The organism is Streptomyces sp. MJM8645 (assembly GCF_001625365.1).
Lineage (GTDB): Bacteria > Actinomycetota > Actinomycetes > Streptomycetales > Streptomycetaceae > Kitasatospora.
In genome coordinates, this window is the sequence record NZ_LJJF01000003.1 from 113,824 (window position 1) to 131,895 (window position 18,072).

Genomic DNA, 18,072 nt, shown 5'->3' on the forward strand with positions numbered 1-18,072 from the left:
GGCGGGGCGGCGCCGCGTTCCCCGGCCTGGCGCCACGCGATGCGGCGGAGCGCCAGGCCGGGGAAGAGGGGCCCGGGTCTTTCGGGCTTCGCTAGGTGCGGGCGGCGGCGGTGCGGGTGCGGCGGGAGAGGGAGTCCAGGACGACGGCGGCGAGCAGGACGGCGCCGGTGATCATGTACTGGATGGCCTGGGCGGCGTGGACCATGTCCAGGCCAGTGGTGATGGACTGGATCACCAGGATGCCCAGCAGCGCGGACCAGGTCTTGCCGCGGCCGCCGAAGAGGCTGGTGCCGCCGATGACGGCGGCGGCGATCGCGCTCATCAGGACGTTGCCGCCGCCCAGTTGCTTGTCGGCGGAGCCCTGCTGGGAGGCGTAGAACAGCCCGCCCAGGCCGGCCAGGAACGCGGACAGCATGAAGACGGAGATCCGCACCCGGGCCACGTTGACGCCGGCGCGCCGGGCGGCCTCCACGCCGCCGCCGACCGCGAAGATCTGGCGCCCGTAGGAGGTGCGGCGCAGGACGAAGTCGGTGAGGACGACGACGCCCACCAGCACGACCAGGGGCAGCGGCAGGCCGCGGTCCTGGTTGAGGGCGTAGGCGGTGGCGAGGGTGAGCACGGCCAGGGCGCCGGTGCGGATGGCGGTGTCGGCGGTGGGGCGGGCGGTGAGGCCGGCGGCGGTACGCCGGCGGGCGGTGCGCAGGTGGGCGAGCAGGTAGAGGGCTGGGGCGAGGACCGCCAGGGCCCAGGCGTAGGCGATGTCGCCGTCGCCGAGGAAGGTGGTGTCGAGGGTGGCGATGAGGCCGCCGTGGCGGTTGTTGACGGTGCCGAGGTCGCCCAGGACGTACTCCTGCAGGCCGCTCCAGGTGAGCATGCCGGCGAGGGTGACGACGAAGGCGGGGACGCCGACGCGGGCGAAGAAGAGGCCGTGCAGCAGGCCCATGGCGGTGGCCGCGGCGAGGGCGGCGAGCACGGCGAGCCATTCGGCGACGCCCTGGCGCACGGCGAGGACGGCGGCGAGGGCGGCGCTGGCGCCGGCGACGGAGCCCAGGGAGAGGTCGATCTCGCCGAGGATGAGGACGAAGACGACGCCGACGGCGATGAGGCCGGGGCCGGCGATGAAGCGGGTGATGTTGGTGAGGTTGTCGGCCTGGAGGAAGTGGCCGGTGACGGACTGGAAGATGACGGCGATCAGGATGAGGCCGACGACGACGGGCAGGGAGCCGAGTTCGCCGGCGGCCAGGCGCCGGCGGGCGGCCTCCAGGTAGCCGGCGGGGCCGGCGGCCCGGGTGTGCAGGCGGGGGTCGGCGCCGGGGGCCGCGGGGGTGTCGGCGGGGGTGCTGGGCGTGGTCATGCGGCGTCCTCCTCCTCGGTGTGGCGGGCCTGGCGCCGGGCGTGGGCGTTGTCGGTGGCTCCGGTGATGGCGGAGACGATCTGCTCCTGGGTGGTGCCGGCGACGGGGAAGACGCCGTTGTTGCGGCCCAGGCGCAGGACGGCGACGGTGTCGGCGACGGCCCGCACGTCGGCCATGTTGTGGCTGACGAGGACGACGGCCAGGCCGCGTTCGCGCAGCCGCTCGACGAGGTCGAGGACCTGGGCGGTCTGTTCGACGCCGAGGGCGGCGGTGGGCTCGTCCAGGATGACGAGGGCGGGCTCGCCGACCAGGGCACGGGCGATGGCGACGACCTGGCGCTGGCCGCCGGAGAGCGCGGCGACGGGGGTGCGCACGTCGGGGATGCGGATGGCGAGGGTGTCGAGGAGTTCGCGGGCGTGCTGCTCCATGGCGACCTCGTCCAGGAGCCCGTGGCGGCGTTTCTCGCGTCCGAGGAACAGGTTCGCGATGACGTCGAGGTTGTCGCACAGGGCGAGGTCCTGGTAGACGGTGGCGATGCCGAGGGCCTGGGCGTCCTGGGGGCGGGTCAGGCGCACGGGCTCGCCGTGCCAGGTGATGGTGCCCTCGTCGACGGGGTGGACGCCGGCGATGGTCTTGACGAGGGTGGACTTGCCGGCGCCGTTGTCGCCGACGAGGGCGAGGACTTCGCCGGGGTGGACGTCGAGGCCGACATCGGTGAGGGCCTGGACGGCACCGAAGCGCTTGGAGACCGAGCGCAGCTGGAGGACGGGTGCGCCTGTCACATGAACCTTCTTCTGCGGTGGTGGACTTGGACCCGGGTCGAGCTGGGCGGCTGGGCGGGGCCGGCTGGGCGGCTGGGCGGGCTGGCTACTTGAGGCCGGCGGCGGCGCAGGCGGCGGCGTAGTCGGCGGTGCAGATGTCGGAGACCTTGTAGAGGCCGTCGGCGACGACGGTGGTGGCGATGTTGGCCTTGGTGACGACCTTGGCGTCCAGGAACTTGGCGGGGATGGCCTTGTCGGTGGCGCTGTCGACGGTGGCGGTGGCGACGGTCTTGACGTCCTTGCCCTTGAGGAGGGCGACGGCCAGTTCGGCGGCGGAGTCGGCGAGCGGGCGGTAGGCCTTGTAGATGGTGAAGGCCTGGTCGCCGTTGACGATGCGCTGGATGGCGTCGAGGCCGGCGTCCTGTCCGCCGACGGGGACCTTGATGCCGGCGCCGTGGAGCTGGGTGATGATGGCGCCGGCCATGCCGTCGTTGGCGGAGTAGACGGCCTGGAAGCCGTTCTTGCCGAGCTGGGTGACGGCGGCGCCGATCTTCTGGCCGGCGATGGTGGCGTCCCACTGGCCGGACTGCTCGTAGACGATCTTCTTGACCTTGGCGTCGAGGACCTTGTGGGCGCCGGTCTTGAAGTCGGCGGCGTTGGGGTCGGCCTCGTCGCCGTTGATCATGGCGACGTTGGCGTCGGCGGCCTGCGGGCCGAGGGCGTCGACGAGGGCCTGGCCCTGGAGTTCGCCGACCTTCTCGTTGTCGAAGGAGACGTAGGCGGCGACCGGTCCGGTGGCCAGGCGGTCGTAGGCGACGACCTTGACGCCCTTGGCGGCGGCCTCCTGGACCCAGCCCTGGGTGGACTTGGCGTTGTAGGGGTCCAGGATGATCACCTTCACGCCCTGGGCGAGGAGGGTGTCGAACTGTTGCTTCTGCTTGGCGGCGCTGCCCTCGGCGTTGTTGTAGAGGACCTTGCAGTCCGCGCACAGGGCGGCGACCTTGGCCTCGACGAAGGGGCGGTCGAAGGATTCGTAGCGGGTGGAGGAGGCGTTCTCGGGTAGGAGCAGCCCGATGGACTTGCCGTCTCCGGAGGCGGCCGCGTCCTTCTTGTCGCCGCCCGCCTTGCCGCAGGCGGCCATGGACAGGGCCAGTGAGATGCCGGTGGTGGCGATGAGGACGCGACGCAGTGCTGCGTTCATGGGGGTGCCTCTCCCTGACGTCGCCGCGGCTCTGCGGCGGGGTGGGGGGAGTTAAACCTGAACGCGTACATGACGTCAATAAGTAAATTCAGACTGCGGGCGATGCGCCTCTACTCGTTATCTTCATGAACACTGACGGGGAGTTGAAACCTGGAGGAAGCTCCAAATGACGGAACGGCGGCGCCCGTTGCGGGGCCCGCCGTTCAAGAGTCGATCAACCTGTCGGGGTGTCAGGGAGGTGGGGCGCCCGCCGCCCCCCGTGCGGCGGGCGCCCCCGTGCGCGGTGGTACCGGTGCGCGGTGGTACCGGTGCGTCAGGGGCAGTGCGTCGGGAACGACGCGTCAGGGGCGGTCGAGGGTGATCGAGTTGATCGGGCCCAGGTCGTACCAGACGCCGTTCTGCGCCGGGATGTCGTAGACGCAGCTGCCGCCGCCCGAGCCCTTGCACAGGTGGGCGTGGGCGCCGCCGGACTGGTTGTTGAGGACCCAGTGGTTGCCGTACTGGTTGCTCAGGTTGTGCGCGCCGTAGCTCCAGTACACCTCGCTCGGGGCCGAGGCCGGGTTCTGGTTCTGCGGGTAGACGCAGACCGCCCCGTACGGACAGCCCGCCCAGGAGCCGTCGGCGGCGCCGGCGCTGCCGGCGCCCAGGGTGGTCAGGGTGGTCAGGGCCGCGGTCGCGAGGGCGAGGGTGGCGACGGCGTGGGTGATCCTGCGCATGGATGGTTCTCCCTTGGCTGGTGAGCGGCCTGACGTGGGGTCCGGCCGGTGCTCAGCAGCCTAGGAACGCGGGCGCGGCGGCGGTCCCTGACATCCGACAGGGGCGCGCCGCCGCACTCCGGGAGCCGGCCCGCCGGCTCGCTGGGCTAGAGCTCGCGGGGCTAGAGCTCGCGGGGCTAGAGCTTGCCGAAGGTGTCGCACTGGGCGAGGTCGCCGGTGCGGTAGCCGGTGGTGAACCAGGTCTTGCGCTGCTCGGAGGAGCCGTGGGTCCAGCCCTCCGGGTTGACCCGGCCGGTGGCCTGCTTCTGGATCCGGTCGTCGCCGACGGCCGCGGCCGCGTCCAGGCCCTGGGCGATGTCCTGGTCGGTGAGGGAGGCGATCAGCGGCCGCCCGGTGGAGGGCTGCGGGGTGGTGGTGGCGTGGTGCGCCCACACCCCGGCGTAGCAGTCGGCCTGGAGTTCCAGCTTCACGGAGGCGCTGTTGGCGCCCTGGCGGTCGCTGCCCACCTTCTGCATGGTGCCGAGGAGGTTCTGGAGGTGGTGGCCGTACTCGTGGGCGACGACGTAGGACTCGGCGAAGGGCCCGCCCTTGGCGCCGAAGCGGGCCGAGAGCTCGTTGAAGAAGCCGAGGTCGAAGTAGGCCTTGCGGTCGCCGGGGCAGTAGAACGGGCCGACGGCGGAGGTCGCCGGGCCGCAGGCGGTGGAGACCTGACCGGTGAACAGCACCGTCTCGGCGTTGCGGTACGCGGTGCCCGTGCGCTTGGGCAGTTCGGCGCGCCAGAACTCCTGCACGCTGTTGGTGACCGCCACGATCCGGCAGTCCTGGCGCCGGTTGGCGTCTGCGCCGGTCTTGCAGGCCTGCTGCACCTCGCCGGCGGTGTGCGCGCCGTTGGAGGTGGTGGAGCCGCCGCCGGAGGACAGGCCCAGCAGCTGGGGGTCCACACCCAGGACGACCGCGAACAGCACGACGATCAGGCCCACCGCCCCGCCGCCGATGGCGACCTTCCCGCCCGGGATCCCGCGCCGGTCGTCCACCTGCGAGGTGTCGAGGTCGCCCTGGTCGTCGAACTGCATGCCCCTGCCCGCTTCTGTCGTGTTTGTCAGTACTGGTGACGGTCTGTGCCGGTGACGGCCCGCCCAGCCTACGGGCAGCGGGCGCCGGCGCGGCGCAGCGGGGGCGGGGGCGGCAGGGGCCGGGCGGGGGCGGGGTCGGGCGGCGACTGCGGACGTGGCCGTGGCCGTGGCCGTGGCGATCGGGCACCGCTCCCCCGGGGCCGCGTGTGCCGTCCTGGATCACCATCCGACCCGGCCGATGGACTGACGATTCGTCAACTCCGGATGCGGGTACCGGATTCGGCCGTGACGGAGACCTCGGCAGGGCGGGCGGGCCCGCGGGGGCGGCCGAGCAGGACGCCGGCCAGGACCAGCGCCAGCCCGCATACCTGGCGCACGCCGAGCCCCTCCCCCGCGAGGCCGGCGCCCAGCAGGACGCCGGCGAGCGGGTTGAGCAGGCCGAGCAGCCCGACCGTGCCGGCCGGCAGGTGGCGCAGGCCCGCGAACCAGAGGGCGAAGGCGAGGGCGGTGGCCACCAGGGCGACGTAGCCGAAGGCCGGGAGCGTGCGGGCGTCCATCGCCGGGGGCGCGCCCTCCGCGGCGGCGGCCAGGGGCAGCAGCATCAGGCCGCCGGCGGTCAGCTGCCAGGAGGTGACGGCCAGTGGGTCCGCGCCCGCGCGCCAGCGGGCGGCCAGCACGTAGCCGACGCAGGAGACCAGCATCGCCGCCACCGACGCCGCCAGCCCGGCCCTGCTGACCGCGCCGCCCGCGCCGAGCAACGTGAGCGCCACCCCGCCCAGGCCCACCACCGCGCCGACCAGGTGGGCGCGGTGCGGGCGCTGCCCGGCCAGTGCCCAGGCGGTGAGCAGCATCGCCAGCGGGGAGGCGGCCATGACGGTGGCGGCGGTGCTGGTGGGCAGCAGTTGGGAGGCGAGGTAGAGCAGGACGAAGAACACCGCGGTGTTGAGCAGTCCGAGCAGGGCGCTGCGCCACCACCAGGGCCCGTGCGGGCGGCGGCGGGACAGGGTGAGCAGGACCAGTCCGGCGGGCAGGGCGCGCAGGGCCGCGCCCCACAGGGGCCGGTCGGCGGGCAGGTAGGCGTGGGTGACGTAGTAGTTGGCGCCCCAGGCGAGTGGCGCGACCGCGGTCAGCAGGACCCACCGCAGATTGGCTTCCATGGAAGGCAATATACCTTCCTGGGAAGGTACTGGCGGTAGGATGGCCCCATGGAGCACCAGCAGCACCCCCGGACGCCCTCCCCGCCGGGCGCGGACGCCGACCACGTGGCGCTGATCCAGGCCGCGTGGCGGCGCGAGCGCCCCGACCTCGACGTCTCCCCGCTGGCCGTCATCGGCCGCCTGCACCGCCTCGCCGCCCGGCTGACCGGCGAACTCGCCCTGGTCTACTCCCGCTACGGCCTCGGCGAGGGCGACTTCGACGTCCTGGCCGCGCTGCGCCGGACCGGCGCCCCCTACGAGCGGGCCCCCGGGGAACTCGCCGCCCACACCATGGTCACCACCGGCGCGATGACCAAGCGGATCGACCGCCTCGAACGCGCCGGACTCGTCACCCGCCGCCTCGCCGAGGGCGACCGGCGCGGGCGCGTCGTCGCCCTCACCGACGCCGGACTGCGGCTGATCGACGAGGCGTTCACCGCCCACCTGCGCAACGAGCACCGCCTGCTCGCCCTCCTGTCCCCCGAGGAGGCCGCCGCCCTGCAGACCCTCCTCACCGCCTGGCAGCACCGCCTGGACGGCGCCGAACCGGGCGGCACCGCACCGGGCGGCGGGCCAGCAGAATTTGACTGCTCCCCCGGCTGACGCCGGGGATTCCGGCTTCTGTCGGGTGGATTGGTGACTCAGGCCGCCTTCCGGGACGGCGTCCCGGCAGGTCTTCTGCCATCAGCGTCAGCCGGGTTCAGACCTGCCCGGTTGAGCATCACGTAAGCGGAGTTCTTGTCCCTGGGGGACACGGCTCCGCACGTGGTGCAGGTATAGGTGCGCAGTCCCATCGGCAGTGCGCGCTTGGTTCTCGCATCGCAGTGCGCGCAGTCCATCGCAGCCGGTAGGTGTACCGGGTATGCCCGGTACACCCGTCCGTGTCCTGCGCCGTGATCGCCATGACCGGCAACATAGCCTGACGGTCTGACAAAGGTGCTTGGACCGGGGCGGTGGACACCGGCCCGGTGAGCGGCAAAACGGCCGCCCCCGACCCGCCACGCGGAAAACCGAGCTCCTCCCCGACCTGAAAGCCGGGGCATCCTCCGACATCAAGGTGACGCATGACCAGCACCCCGCCGCCGCCCCAGCCCGAACCCGGGCCGCCCGTCGCCCCGTCCCCGTCCGGCCCGGAGAGCCCGGGGGCCCGGGCCGACCGGCGGCTGGTGGAACTGCTGCAGGAGCTGCGGGTGCTGCAGACCGGCGTGCAGATCGTGTTCGCGTTCCTGCTCGGGGTCGCCTTCACCCCGCGCTTCGCCACCCTCACCGACGGCCAGCAGGACGTCTACGTCACCACCCTGCTGCTGGCCGTCATCTCCTCGGCCGTGTTCGCCACCCCGGTGGCGCTGCACCGCGGGCTGTTCCGCCACCCCGGCAAGGCGCGGATCGTCAAGGTCTCCGTCCACATCGCCCAGTTGGGCTTGGTGCTGCTGGCCTGCGCGCTCACCGGCGCCGTGCTGCTGGTCCTGGACGTCGTGCTCGGGACCGCCACGGCTCTGGCCATCACCTCCGTCGTCGCGCTGATCTTCGCCGGGCTGTGGTTCGTCCTGCCCTGGGTGGTGCGCCGCCCGCTGCACGACGACTGAACCGGACACGGATCCGCCCCCGACCTCGACCCGGCCGCCGTCGCCGACCTCGTCCTCGACTGCTACGTGACCGCGCTGAGCCGCTGGCTGGCCGGCGACGCCGCCTTCCCGCTCGCCGGCGCCCTGCTGGCCAGGCTCGCCGTGCTCGCCGCCGACTTCGGCCCGCCGCGCGACGCCTGACGACTGAGGCCTGACGCCCGCTTCCGCCTCCCGCGACCCGCTTCCCGTCACCCGCGCCGCGCCGGGGGCGGGCGCGGCGCGGGTGACGGACGGGACCGGGCCGGGGCCGGCTGTCGGGCGCCGGGGGCCAGGCGGGGAAGGCCCACACCTCCCTCACCCCTCAGAGCCCGCCCGCCCCCGAAACCGCTTACCGCCCCACCCCGCGCGGCGGGTACCGTGCCCGGATGCACAGCAACGACACCAACGGCAGCGGGAGCGCCAACGGGGACGGCGACGGCAGCGCCCCCACCTGGGACGTCCTGCTGCTCGGCGGCGCCTCCGGCCTCGGCAAGAGCCGCGCCGCCGCCGAACTCGCCCGGCACAGCGGCGCGTTCGTGGTCGAGTTCGACGACGTCGTCGCCGCCCTGCACGCCGCCACCACCGCCGAGGGCCACCCCGGCCTGCACCACTTCGACGGCCTCGACGACCCCGACGCGCTGCCCGCCGACCGCGTCCTGGAACTGCAGATCGCCACCGCCCACGCCCTGGACGACGCCCTGCTCGGCGTGGTGCGCAACCGCCTCACCGTCGACGTGCCCGCGATCGTCGAAGGCGACTACCTCACCCCGGCCGCCGCCGCCCGCGCCGCCGCCGAGGCCGCCGGGCAGGGCCGCGTCGTGCGCGCCGTGTTCCTGCACGAGGGCGACGCGGCCGGCATCAGCGCCAACTACGCCCGGCGGGAGCCCGACTGCGGCCCGCAGGAACGCCGCGCCGCCGTCAGCGCCCGCTACTCCCACTGGCTCGCCGACCAGGCCCGCACCCACCACCTGCCCGTCCTGGACTGCCGCCCCTACCCCACCCTCGCCGACCGCCTGCTCCGCGCCCTGACCTGGCCTGACGTGGCCTGAGCTGACCTGACCTGGCCTGACGAAAGGGGTCCACAGGTGCTGATCGTGGTGAGCGGCGGGCCGGGCAGCGGGAAGACGACGCTGGCCCACGCGCTGGCACAGGCCCTCGGCTGCCCGGCGGTGTGCCGGGACGAGCTGAAGGAGGGCCTGGTGCACGCGGGCACCCGGGCCGGGAACCCCGACGAGGCGGTGCGCGCGGCGTTCTTCGACGTCCTGGAGGTCCTGGTGCGCGCGGGGGTGAGCGTGGTGGCGGAGGCCGCGTTCCAGGACCGGCTGTGGCGACCCGGCCTGACCCCGCTGGCCGGGCACGCCGAACTGCGGATCGTGCACTGCCGGGTGGACCCGGCAGTGGCCCGCGCCAGGATCCGGGCCCGCCTGACGACGCACCCGCGCCGCGCCGCGCACGCCGACCGCGCGCTCCTCGCCGCCCCGCCCGGCCCGGGCAACCTGCTGGACGACTTCACCCCGCCGTCCCTGCCGGTGCCACACCTGCACGTGGACACCACCCACGGCTACCGGCCGCCGCTGGCGGACATCGCCGCCTTCGCCACCAACCCCTGAAACCGACTGTCCGTCAGTTCGCCAGTGAGCCCGGCGGCTTTCCGGATCAACTCTGGTCAGCAGCAGGCGAGTTCAGATTCCCGCAGGCCTTCGACGGGCTTCGCGCGGACGGCGGCTCCGCCGACCTGCCGCGCCCGGCCGTCCGTTTGCGGGCAGCGCGCGAAGGGGAAGACCCCGCGCCGGGCCCCGCTTGCAGGCGAGACGCCGTGACCGCCGTGACCGCCGTGGCGTCGGCCGTCACTCCGACAGCCGTACTCGGCAGTCCGTCCGTCAGATTGTCAGCTCGCTCGCATGGGCCGCCGGGATGACTTCTCCCGCGCGCCGGATCAGCCCGGATAACACGGACGACATAGTCAGTTCGTCACCTTACGGCCGCATTCATGCCGTCATCCAAGAGTCCCGCGAGCACCCTGGGGAGTCCCCGATGCCCGAAGTCAGACGCCACTGGGGCTTGGCCCGAGCCTTCGAGACGCCAGGAAGAGCCCTGGCCCGTCCGCCGAGGAGGGCGGGCTCGACACGGCGCGGCTGGACGGGAATGCTGGCGGCCGTGCTGACGCTGGCGCCGGCGCCGCTCGTCCCGCTGCTGGCCGCCCCCACCGCGCACGCGGCTCAGACGTGCCCGGCCGATGCCGGCTACACCGACTGCCTGTCCTTCGCCTACACCGGAAGCGACCAGGACTTCACCGTCCCCACCGGGGTCTCCTCGATCAGGGCGAAGGCCTGGGGTGCGGGTGCGGCCGCCGACGGCGACACCGCCGCAGCCGGCCACGACCACGCGAACCGGCCGGGCGCCGGCGGCGCCTACGCGACCGCGCTGCTGGAGGTGACGGCCGGACAGCGGCTGACGGTGGTACCGGGCCAGGGCGGGCGGTCGCGTCCCGACGGCCCGGACTCCCCGGCGGCCCGCAGCGGTGGCGCCTCCACCATCCGGTCGGGCCAGTCGCACACCACCGCGGACACCCTGCTGGCAGCCGACGGCGGCACGGCCTCGGCCACGAGCGTGACTGCGAGCGGCGCCGACGCTGCCGGGGCCGGGGCCGGTCCTGAAGACAGGTCGCAAGGCCTCGCCCCTCACGTGACCGAGCGCCAGTACGTCACCGGGGCGGCCTTCGGCGGCTTCGCGCCGTCCATCGCGGGCGTCAACAGCACCGACACCAGCACCAACACCAGCGCCAACACCAGTGCCGACGCGGCGAAGGACGGCGGCGGCCACAGCGGCGACGGCGGCAACGGCCTCGTCGTGCTGGAGTGGAAGGACCCCGGCGCCGGCGCCACGGCAACGCAGGCCGACCCCTCACCGGCCGCGACGCCCACCGGCCGGAGCAGCGCTCCAGGAGCCCCGTCCCCGGAGGCCGCGCCATCCGCAGCGGCCGGACCGGCCGGGCCGAGCAGCGCGGCCACCCCGCCGAGCGCCGCCCCGCTCGGCCGCCTGCCCCGGGCACCCGGCGACCCCCTGGACTGCACGGGCAACACGATCTACGCCATCCAGCGCGGCTCCTCCACCGCCGCGAACGGCACCCTGCTGGCCCTGGCCGCCGGCAGCGTCGGCGGATCCAGCGTGACCGCGACGACGGTCAGCACGCTCCCCGCCGGGTCGGGCTTCACCAACGCCCTCGGGATCACCGACGGCGGCACCGCCGCCTACGTGGTCGACCAGACCCCGACCGTCGCCGGGTCCGTCAATGTGTACGGCTACAACGCGGCCACCCAGACCTGGACCACGTACACGGGAACCGCCGGCGCCACCACCGACTCCTTCGTCTCCGGCGCGGTGGACCCGGTCAACGGCGTCTACTACTACGCCAGCTTCGAGCCCGGCACGGCGACCACGCCCGGCGTGGCCACCCTCTACGGCTTCAACACCACCACCAACACGGCGATCCCCGGCGTGATCGCCACCTTCGACCTGCCCGTCACCGGCGCCTCCGGCCCCAACGGCGACATCACCTTCGACGCGGGCGGCAACCTCTACGTCCTCTCCTCCGTCGGCACCGACGCCGCCATCGGCCGGGTCGCCGGGCCGATCCCCACCACCGGGTCGGCCACCGGCGTACCGCTGACCGACACGGTGCTGAGCACCCTGCCCAACCCGGACAGCAACTCGTTCAACGGGGCGGCCTTCGACAACGCCGGAATGCTCTACATCGAGTTCGCCTCGGGGACCACCACCTTCCTGGAGCAGCTCAACCCGAACACCGGCGTGATCACGGCCGGGCCCACGCCGTACTCCAACAACGCGTTCCTGTCCGTGGACCTCGGCGCCTGCTCCACCAACCCGACCCTGGCCCTGCAGAAGAACATCGTCGGCCGGTTCGCCTCGTCGACCACGTCGAACGACCAGTTCAACCTGGCGATCACCGGCGGCGGCGTCACCCAGGGCAACACCGCCACCACGACCGGCACCAGCACCGGCATCCAGACACCCCCCGCCGGCCCGGTCATCGCCGTGTCGGGAACCACCTACACACTGACCGAGACCGCCGCCTCCGGCAGCCTCGCCAACTACACCACCGCCTACGACTGCGTCGACACGGCCAACGGCAACGCCCCGGTCGCCTCGGGCACCGGCGCGACCACCTTCAACCTGCCGTTCCCACCCACGGTGGAGGGCAAGAACAGCCCGCTGGTGGTCTGCACCTTCACCAACACACCCGTCCCCGCGACGCCCGCGCTCACGATCATGAAGACCGCGTCCCCGACCACGGTCACCGCCGTCGGGCAGATCGTCGACTACAGCTTCCTCGTGACCAACACCGGCAACGTCACGCTCACCAACGTCACCGTGAACGAGACCGCGTTCTCCGGCAGCGGTCCGGCGCCCGTGATCACCTGCCCGGCCGGCGCCGCCTCCCTCGCCCCCAATACGTCCGTGACCTGCACCGCCAACTACACCGTCACACAGGCCGACATCAACGCAGGCTCGATCACCAACACCGCGACGGCCACCGGCACACCGCCCACCGGCCCGCCGGTCACCTCACAACCCTCCAACGCAACCGTCACCGCGACCCCCAACCCGGCGCTCACCATCATGAAGTCGGTGGATGCGACCGAACTGACCGGCGTCGGCCAGGTGCTGCACTACTCCTTCCTGGTGACCAACACCGGCAACGTCACCCTGACCAACGTCACCGTGAACGAGACCGCGTTCTCCGGCAACGGCACCCCGCCCGCGATCACCTGCCCGGCCGGCGCGGCCTCCCTCGCCCCCAATACGTCCGTGACCTGCACCGCCAACTACACCGTCACGCAGGCGGATGTCGACAGCGGGAAGGTCACCAACACGGCGACGGCGACGGGCACTCCGCCCACCGGTCCGCCCGCGACGTCCCCGCCGTCCTCGACCAGCGTCCCGAACACCCCGGCCCCGGCGCTCACCGTGGTCAAGTCGGCCTCGCCGACCACGGTTTCGGCCGTCGGGCAGGTCGTCGACTACAGCTTCCTGGTGACCAACACCGGGAGCGCCACGCTGACCGATGTGACGGTGAACGAGACGGCGTTCTCGGGCAGCGGCACTCCGCCCGTGGTGACCTGCCCGGCCGGCGCGGCCTCGCTCGCGCCCGGCACGTCCGTGACCTGCACCGCCAACTACACCGTCACGCAGGCGGATGTCGACAGCGGGAAGGTCACCAACACGGCGACGGCGACGGGCACTCCGCCGTCCGGTCCGCCGGTGACCTCCCCGCCGTCCAGCGCGACGGTGACCGCGAAGCCGCCGCACGGCCACCTGCCGAGCACCGGCGCGAACACCCACCTGGCCGGGCTGGCGGGGAGTCTCCTGCTCCTCGGCGGCGGGCTGGCATTGGTGACGCGCCGCAACCGTCGTCGCGGCTAGCAAACGGCGGCTGACGGCGGCGGTCCCCGGAGCGTGGGCTCCGGGGGCCGCCGCCGTTCTGCGCCCGTCCGTCGTCCGTCCCTCACCTGCGAGACGGGCGGGCGACGGAGCGATCCGCAGCCGAACGGATGAACCCCCGCCACCGCCAGGCCCGCCGAGCCCGCACCGCCTGCGCCGGCACGGTAAGACAAGCCGGGCCCCTCCGCGGTGACACCGGTGTGATCGTTCCTGGCGCCGCCCACAGCCCAAGGAGTAAGAGATGCGCGAAACGAAGCACAAGGCCCGAACGGGTGCCGCCGTCGGCATCGCACTGCTCGCCCTCGCCGCCCTGTCCGGCTGCCGCCAGCCCCACAACGGTGGCAGCCAGGACGTGCAGGCCGCTACGGCGGCGCCCTCCGGGGACGCTGCGAGCAGCGGTGAGATCGCCGTGCTGGAGCAGCCGACGCTGCCGCCGCCGTCGTCCGTCGCCAACGACCAGGAGAAGCGCAAGCAGGTCGCCATCGGCACCTGCGAGGCGACCAAGGACGGCTGGCGCGCGGCCGGCACCGCGGTGAACCCCGGCGGCCGGGACGCGGATTACCGGATCGTCGTCTACTTCACCTCGGCGAAGGCCACGGTGCTCGCCCTCGGCGACACGGCGGTGAACGTCAAGGCGGGGCAGAGCGGCGCGTGGGAGGTGCGGCAGACGTTTCACGCGCCGCAGGGAACCCTGTGTGTCCTGCGGGGCGTCAGCTGAGCGTCCACCGCCGGGCGGTTTAGCGCGGCGGGGGCCGGTTCTCGTCGCAGGTGGTGCGTTGGCCGTGGAGGAGGAGGGGGACGGCGCGGTTGGCGAGCGCTTCGGCAGCGCGGGCGGCCTGGGCGGGGGCCATGACGTCGGGGAGTTCGTGGGCGGGGACGAAGCGGGCGCCGAACAGGCCGCTGCGGTGCCGGGGCGGGACGGTGAGGTGGGTGGCGGCGTGCTCGGTGACGGTGCCGCCGTCGAAGACGAGGTTGAGGCGCTCCAGGTAACGGTCGGCGGGGGTGAAGTCGACGGCCAGGACGTCCGCGAGGCGCAGGTTGAGGCCGGTCTCGGCGTGCAGATGACGGGCGGCGGCGAGGTGGGGCGGCTCGTTGGGCTGGGCGGCGCCGCCCGGGAGGATGAGGCCGTCCATGTAGTCCGGGTCCACGAGCAGGACGTCGCCGCGCGGGTTGCGGACGAGGACGAGGCAGCCGAGCCGGCACACCGGCGGCTTGGCGAGGAGGCGGGGGTCGCGCATCGGGTGGTTCACTTCCTGAGGGCGGCAAGGAGTACGAGGGAGAAGCCCGCCAACCACAGCAGGCGGACCAGGAGTTCAGCCGTCACGCGTCAGGCGCTCGTAACGCAGGCCCTTGCGGAGCAGGTCGACGACCCGCAACAGTTCGGACGGACGGGCGCAGCCCAGGCCGATGAGGTAGCAGCCGGTCCTGCGGCCGTGCTCCCAATCCACCTCCACCGACGGCAACTTCACCCCGGCCAGGGCGAGGACGGTGGTCAGGTCGTCCAGGACGTCGGCCGCCTGCTGCCGCTGGTCGGCGGTGGCGCGGTTGAGGGCGGATCCCATCACGCCCCCACCTGCCGCCGAGCCTCGAACCCCCGCCAGGCGCTGAAGGCGGCGGAGAACGAGGAGAAGGCGGCCAGCTCACCCGAGGTGCCGCTACGCAGCCACTCCCCCGTCGTCTCGTTCCGCACCCGGTAACACCGGCCCTCCGGGTCCCACCGCACCCCGTAGCCATGCAACCGGGGCACTTGGACATCACCCATGGGAGTAACCTTCCGCTGTCGATCCTTCACGTTCTGTGTGGGAAAGACTTGCGGAACGACCCCCTCCTAGGGAAGCATCTGAAGTCGCCAGTTCAGCATGGTTCAGTTGGGAAGCATCATGAACCGTAAGAAGCTTGATCCTGCGTCATCCCCGTACGCGACCCTCGGGATTCAGCTCCGCCGTTCACGCGAGGCACGCGGTCTGACCCAGACGGAACTCGGAGAGGTCATCGCCTACTCCGGTGCCTACATCTCCAGCATCGAGCGTGGCATCCGCGCGCCGAGCCGCCGATTCGTCGATCTCGTGGACGAGCACCTCGCCACCGGCGGCACGCTCGGCCTGATGCTCGACCAGCTCGAACACAGCATCCTGATAGAGGGTTTCCCTGAGTACGCAGAGAAGGAAGCCGAAGCGACCGTCATCCGGCTCTTCGAAAGCGGAGTCATCGCAGGACTCCTCCAGACTCCGGACTACGCAGCGGCCTACGAACAGGCACCCGTCAAGCGTGGGACCGTTACGCAGCAGCAAGCCGACGAGCGAGTGCGGTTCCTCCTCTCCCGACAGGAACTGATCAACCGAGCGTCTCCGCCGTACGTCCAGGCCGTACTCGACGAGTGGAGCCTGCGACGGCCGATCGGTGGACCAGCGGTGATGGCACGCCAGTTGGCTCACTTGGAAGAGCTGGCTGGTCGGCCGAACATGACCATCCAGGTAGCCCCGCTCAGCCTCGGAGAGCACCGGCCGTTCGCACACCCGGTGACACTTCTGACGATGCCGAATCGTTCGCTGCTCGGCTATTCGGAGAGCCACCTACGTGGTCTTCTGGAGCGCGACGCCGAAAGCCTCGCGGGCTGGGCCAGGGAGTACGATCGGCTGCAAGCCGAGGCGCTGCCTCTGGCCCCGTCGCTTGAGCTGATCCGCCTAGTACGGAAGGAATTTGAAAGTGCACCTTGACCTATCCGGCGCTCGCTGGCGCAAAAGCACGCGCAGTGGACAAGGCGGCCAGTGCGTCGAGGTCTCCGACGACTTCCCCGGCATCGTCCCGGTCCGCGACTCCAAAGACCCCAACGGACCTGCTCTCCTCTTCCCCACCGATGCCTGGCAGGCCTTCGTCACCGCCGTCGGCACCGGCGAGTTCGACGCCAACTAGGCCTATCTGACGCCGGAGTGGGAAGTCATCCCCATCGACTTCCCACTCCACCCGCAGGAGGCAACGCGATGGCAACCACCTGGCGCAAGAGTTCGCACAGCGGCGGCGGAGGCGAATGCATCGAGGTCGCCGACGGCTTCACCGGCGTGCAGCCCGTCCGGGATTCCAAGGACCCCGACGGGCCCGTCCTCCTCTTTCCCTCCCCCGCCTGGCAGGCCTTCGTCGCCGCCGTCCACGCCGGCGAGTTCGACGTCCGGTAGCAGCAACTCCGGCCCCGCCGCCCCGATCCAGGGGCGGCGGGGCCTTCTCAACCCCTCCACCCGGTTCAACCCGCCGCCGCGACCTCATGGGGTGATGAACGGATGATCTGGCCCAACACCGTGCGGGCGAACGTCAAGACCGGGCGCGACCGGGAGGTGTTCGCCGTCTACCCGTACCGCTCGGCCTGCCCGCAGTCGGTCTGGGCGCAGCTGATCGCCGAGGCCAGGTCCGACGTCTTCCTCGCGGGGTACACCAACTACTTCGTGTGGCTGGAGCAGCCCGCGCTGCTTCAGACTCTGCGGCGCAAGGCCGAGAGCGGTTGCCGGGTCCGGTTTCTCCTCGGGGATCCGGACTCCGACACGACGCGTCAGCGCGAGCAGGTCGAGGACGTGGCGCTCACGGTGTCCACCAGGATCAGGGTCACCCTGGAGAACCTGGCCAAGCTCTCCGGTACCGAGGGCTTCGAGGCCCGGTTCAGCGCTCCGGACGACGGTCCGAACCATGTCGGCCTCTCCGTCTTCCGCTTCGACGAGCACGCCCTCGTCACGCCTCACCTCGCCCGCGCCGTCGGCCACGACTCGCCGCTGATGCACCTGCGGCGCAGCGGGGAGAACGGCATGTTCGACCGCTTCGCCGAACACGTCGAAGAACTCTGGTCCCGGGGCGGCGACATCCGGACCGGCCCGCACTGACACCTGCGCCTAACCCGGCGCCGGAGTGGGAAGTCATCCCCATCGACTTCCCACTCCACCCGCAGGAGGCAACCGCGATGGCGATCACCTGGCGCAAGAGCACGTACAGCGGCGGGCAGAACGGCTGCGTCGAGGTCGCCGACGGCTTCACCGGCGTGCAGCCCGTCCGGGACTCCAAGGACCCCGACGGGCCCGTCCTCCGCTTCCGCTCCCCTGCCTGGCGGGCCTTCGTCGCCGCCGTCCGCGCGGGCGAGTTCGACGACCGGTAGTGGCAACTCCTGGGTGGGATGAAGGAGCTGTCGGGTCCGGGTGACCGCGTGCGTCAGCGGTCGGGGGTGTGGGCAGCGGGGCGGACGGCGTCGGGCAGCAGGTGGAGTTCGTAGGGGGTGTAGCAGTCCGCCATCTCGCCTCCGACCACGGCGCCGCAGCGGCAGGCGCGGTTGGGCGGGCCGTCGCCGGGGGCTCCGCAGCAGCCGGGTGGGCCGCTCGTTGTCACGTGCCCGGTGAGGCCGGTCCCGTCGTCGGGGTGCAGGACGAAGGTGTTCCGGGGCCCGGCCGAGACGACGACCATTCCGTCGAAGTCGCTGATGCACGGGCCGCCGGGGTAGGCGGGGGGACAGCCGTCCTGGTCCTCGGCCGGGACGAACGGCGGTCCGTACGGCTGCGGATCGACGGCGTAGTGGCCGCGGGGCATGGTGGGCGGGGCCTGTCGGCGGCCGTTGACGAGCTCGCCCTCGAACAGGTGCCGGGCCGGAACCGCCGGGAGGGGCTCAAGGTCGGCCGTGAGGGCCTCGCCGCAGGCGGCGCAATGAAAAATCGTCATCGCGGCATGTCTACA

The 18,072-nt window shown here is 72.5% G+C and carries 21 protein-coding genes and 1 pseudogene; 11 read left to right on the top strand and 11 right to left on the bottom strand.

Annotated elements, in window-relative coordinates:
- Nucleotides 1-91 precede the first annotated feature (91 nt).
- The 6 genes from A6F73_RS37525 to A6F73_RS37550 form a co-directional block, all read right to left on the bottom strand.
- Nucleotides 92-1,354, bottom strand: coding sequence for an ABC transporter permease (locus A6F73_RS37525; RefSeq protein ID WP_063352938.1), 1,263 nt, complete (start codon nt 1,352-1,354; stop codon nt 92-94).
- Nucleotides 1,351-2,136 (bottom strand): ATP-binding cassette domain-containing protein, encoded by a 786-nt coding sequence (locus tag A6F73_RS37530; protein WP_063352939.1) that lies wholly within the window; start codon nt 2,134-2,136, stop codon nt 1,351-1,353. Before A6F73_RS37530 ends, A6F73_RS37525 begins: the two co-directional genes overlap by 4 nt.
- An 85-nt stretch (nt 2,137-2,221) precedes the next feature.
- Nucleotides 2,222-3,316 (bottom strand): substrate-binding domain-containing protein, encoded by a 1,095-nt coding sequence (locus A6F73_RS37535; RefSeq protein WP_063352940.1) that lies wholly within the window; start codon nt 3,314-3,316, stop codon nt 2,222-2,224.
- 341 nt (nt 3,317-3,657) lie between these two features.
- Nucleotides 3,658-4,032, bottom strand: coding sequence for a hypothetical protein (locus tag A6F73_RS37540; protein ID WP_063352941.1), 375 nt, complete (start codon nt 4,030-4,032; stop codon nt 3,658-3,660).
- Nucleotides 4,033-4,208: 176 nt separating this feature from the next.
- Nucleotides 4,209-5,105, bottom strand: coding sequence for a neutral zinc metallopeptidase (locus A6F73_RS37545; RefSeq protein WP_063352942.1), 897 nt, complete (start codon nt 5,103-5,105; stop codon nt 4,209-4,211).
- 254 nt (nt 5,106-5,359) lie between these two features.
- Nucleotides 5,360-6,262: an EamA family transporter gene (locus tag A6F73_RS37550; RefSeq protein WP_063352943.1), complete on the bottom strand. Its 903-nt coding sequence runs from the start codon at nt 6,260-6,262 to the stop codon at nt 5,360-5,362.
- A 48-nt stretch (nt 6,263-6,310) separates the two neighbouring features.
- Between A6F73_RS37550 and A6F73_RS37555 the strand changes: the two genes are divergently transcribed.
- Complete coding sequence (locus tag A6F73_RS37555) at nt 6,311-6,904, top strand: MarR family transcriptional regulator (protein ID WP_063352944.1); 594 nt, start codon at nt 6,311-6,313, stop codon at nt 6,902-6,904.
- Between the two features lie 38 nt (nt 6,905-6,942).
- On the opposite strand, the pseudogene A6F73_RS43785 reads toward A6F73_RS37555, so the two are convergent.
- A pseudogene (locus A6F73_RS43785) lies at nt 6,943-7,140 on the bottom strand (RNA-guided endonuclease TnpB family protein); the annotation flags it as partial.
- A 225-nt stretch (nt 7,141-7,365) separates the two neighbouring features.
- Between A6F73_RS43785 and A6F73_RS37560 the strand changes: the two are divergent.
- The 5 genes from A6F73_RS37560 (at nt 7,366) to A6F73_RS37580 (ending at nt 14,086) form a co-directional block, all read left to right on the top strand.
- Nucleotides 7,366-7,887 carry a DUF6328 family protein gene (locus tag A6F73_RS37560; protein WP_063352945.1) on the top strand — a complete coding sequence of 174 codons (522 nt, stop codon included), beginning with the start codon at nt 7,366-7,368 and terminating at the stop codon, nt 7,885-7,887.
- A 404-nt stretch (nt 7,888-8,291) separates the two neighbouring features.
- Entirely contained in the window at nt 8,292-8,954 is a 663-nt protein-coding gene (locus tag A6F73_RS37565) for an AAA family ATPase (protein ID WP_063352946.1), read from the top strand.
- A gap of 36 nt (nt 8,955-8,990) precedes the next feature.
- On the top strand, nt 8,991-9,515 hold the full coding sequence (locus A6F73_RS37570; RefSeq protein WP_208869275.1) for an AAA family ATPase: 525 nt from the start codon (nt 8,991-8,993) through the stop codon (nt 9,513-9,515).
- A 547-nt stretch (nt 9,516-10,062) separates the two neighbouring features.
- Nucleotides 10,063-13,350 (top strand): LPXTG cell wall anchor domain-containing protein, encoded by a 3,288-nt coding sequence (locus tag A6F73_RS37575; protein ID WP_159398754.1) that lies wholly within the window; start codon nt 10,063-10,065, stop codon nt 13,348-13,350.
- Between the two features lie 259 nt (nt 13,351-13,609).
- Nucleotides 13,610-14,086: a hypothetical protein gene (locus tag A6F73_RS37580; protein ID WP_063352948.1), complete on the top strand. Its 477-nt coding sequence runs from the start codon at nt 13,610-13,612 to the stop codon at nt 14,084-14,086.
- 19 nt (nt 14,087-14,105) lie between these two features.
- Here A6F73_RS37580 and A6F73_RS37585 read toward each other — a convergent pair whose 3' ends face one another.
- The 3 genes from A6F73_RS37585 to A6F73_RS37595 all read right to left on the bottom strand — a co-directional run bounded on the left by A6F73_RS37585 (nt 14,106) and on the right by A6F73_RS37595 (nt 15,130).
- Nucleotides 14,106-14,606 (bottom strand): NUDIX domain-containing protein, encoded by a 501-nt coding sequence (locus A6F73_RS37585; protein WP_063352949.1) that lies wholly within the window; start codon nt 14,604-14,606, stop codon nt 14,106-14,108.
- Nucleotides 14,607-14,681: 75 nt separating this feature from the next.
- Nucleotides 14,682-14,930, bottom strand: coding sequence for a hypothetical protein (locus A6F73_RS37590; RefSeq protein ID WP_063352950.1), 249 nt, complete (start codon nt 14,928-14,930; stop codon nt 14,682-14,684).
- A complete protein-coding gene (locus A6F73_RS37595; RefSeq protein WP_063352951.1) occupies nt 14,930-15,130 on the bottom strand; it encodes a hypothetical protein in 201 nt (66 codons plus the stop codon). Before A6F73_RS37595 ends, A6F73_RS37590 begins: the two co-directional genes overlap by 1 nt.
- A 118-nt stretch (nt 15,131-15,248) precedes the next feature.
- Here A6F73_RS37595 and A6F73_RS37600 point away from each other — a divergent pair, with 118 nt between their 5' ends.
- From A6F73_RS37600 to A6F73_RS37620, 5 genes are all read left to right on the top strand, one after another.
- A complete protein-coding gene (locus tag A6F73_RS37600) occupies nt 15,249-16,085 on the top strand; it encodes a helix-turn-helix transcriptional regulator (RefSeq protein ID WP_159398755.1) in 837 nt (278 codons plus the stop codon).
- Complete coding sequence (locus A6F73_RS37605; RefSeq protein WP_107453209.1) at nt 16,069-16,281, top strand: DUF397 domain-containing protein; 213 nt, start codon at nt 16,069-16,071, stop codon at nt 16,279-16,281. The genes A6F73_RS37600 and A6F73_RS37605 overlap by 17 nt, the downstream gene beginning before the upstream one ends.
- 68 nt (nt 16,282-16,349) lie before the next feature.
- Complete coding sequence (locus A6F73_RS37610) at nt 16,350-16,541, top strand: DUF397 domain-containing protein (protein WP_063352953.1); 192 nt, start codon at nt 16,350-16,352, stop codon at nt 16,539-16,541.
- 102 nt (nt 16,542-16,643) lie between these two features.
- Entirely contained in the window at nt 16,644-17,234 is a 591-nt protein-coding gene (locus A6F73_RS37615; protein ID WP_063352954.1) for a DUF5919 domain-containing protein, read from the top strand.
- A 77-nt stretch (nt 17,235-17,311) separates the two neighbouring features.
- Nucleotides 17,312-17,503, top strand: coding sequence for a DUF397 domain-containing protein (locus tag A6F73_RS37620; RefSeq protein ID WP_063352955.1), 192 nt, complete (start codon nt 17,312-17,314; stop codon nt 17,501-17,503).
- A gap of 53 nt (nt 17,504-17,556) precedes the next feature.
- Here A6F73_RS37620 and A6F73_RS37625 read toward each other — a convergent pair whose 3' ends face one another.
- Nucleotides 17,557-18,057 (bottom strand): hypothetical protein, encoded by a 501-nt coding sequence (locus A6F73_RS37625; protein ID WP_063352956.1) that lies wholly within the window; start codon nt 18,055-18,057, stop codon nt 17,557-17,559.
- Nucleotides 18,058-18,072: the final 15 nt, after the last annotated feature.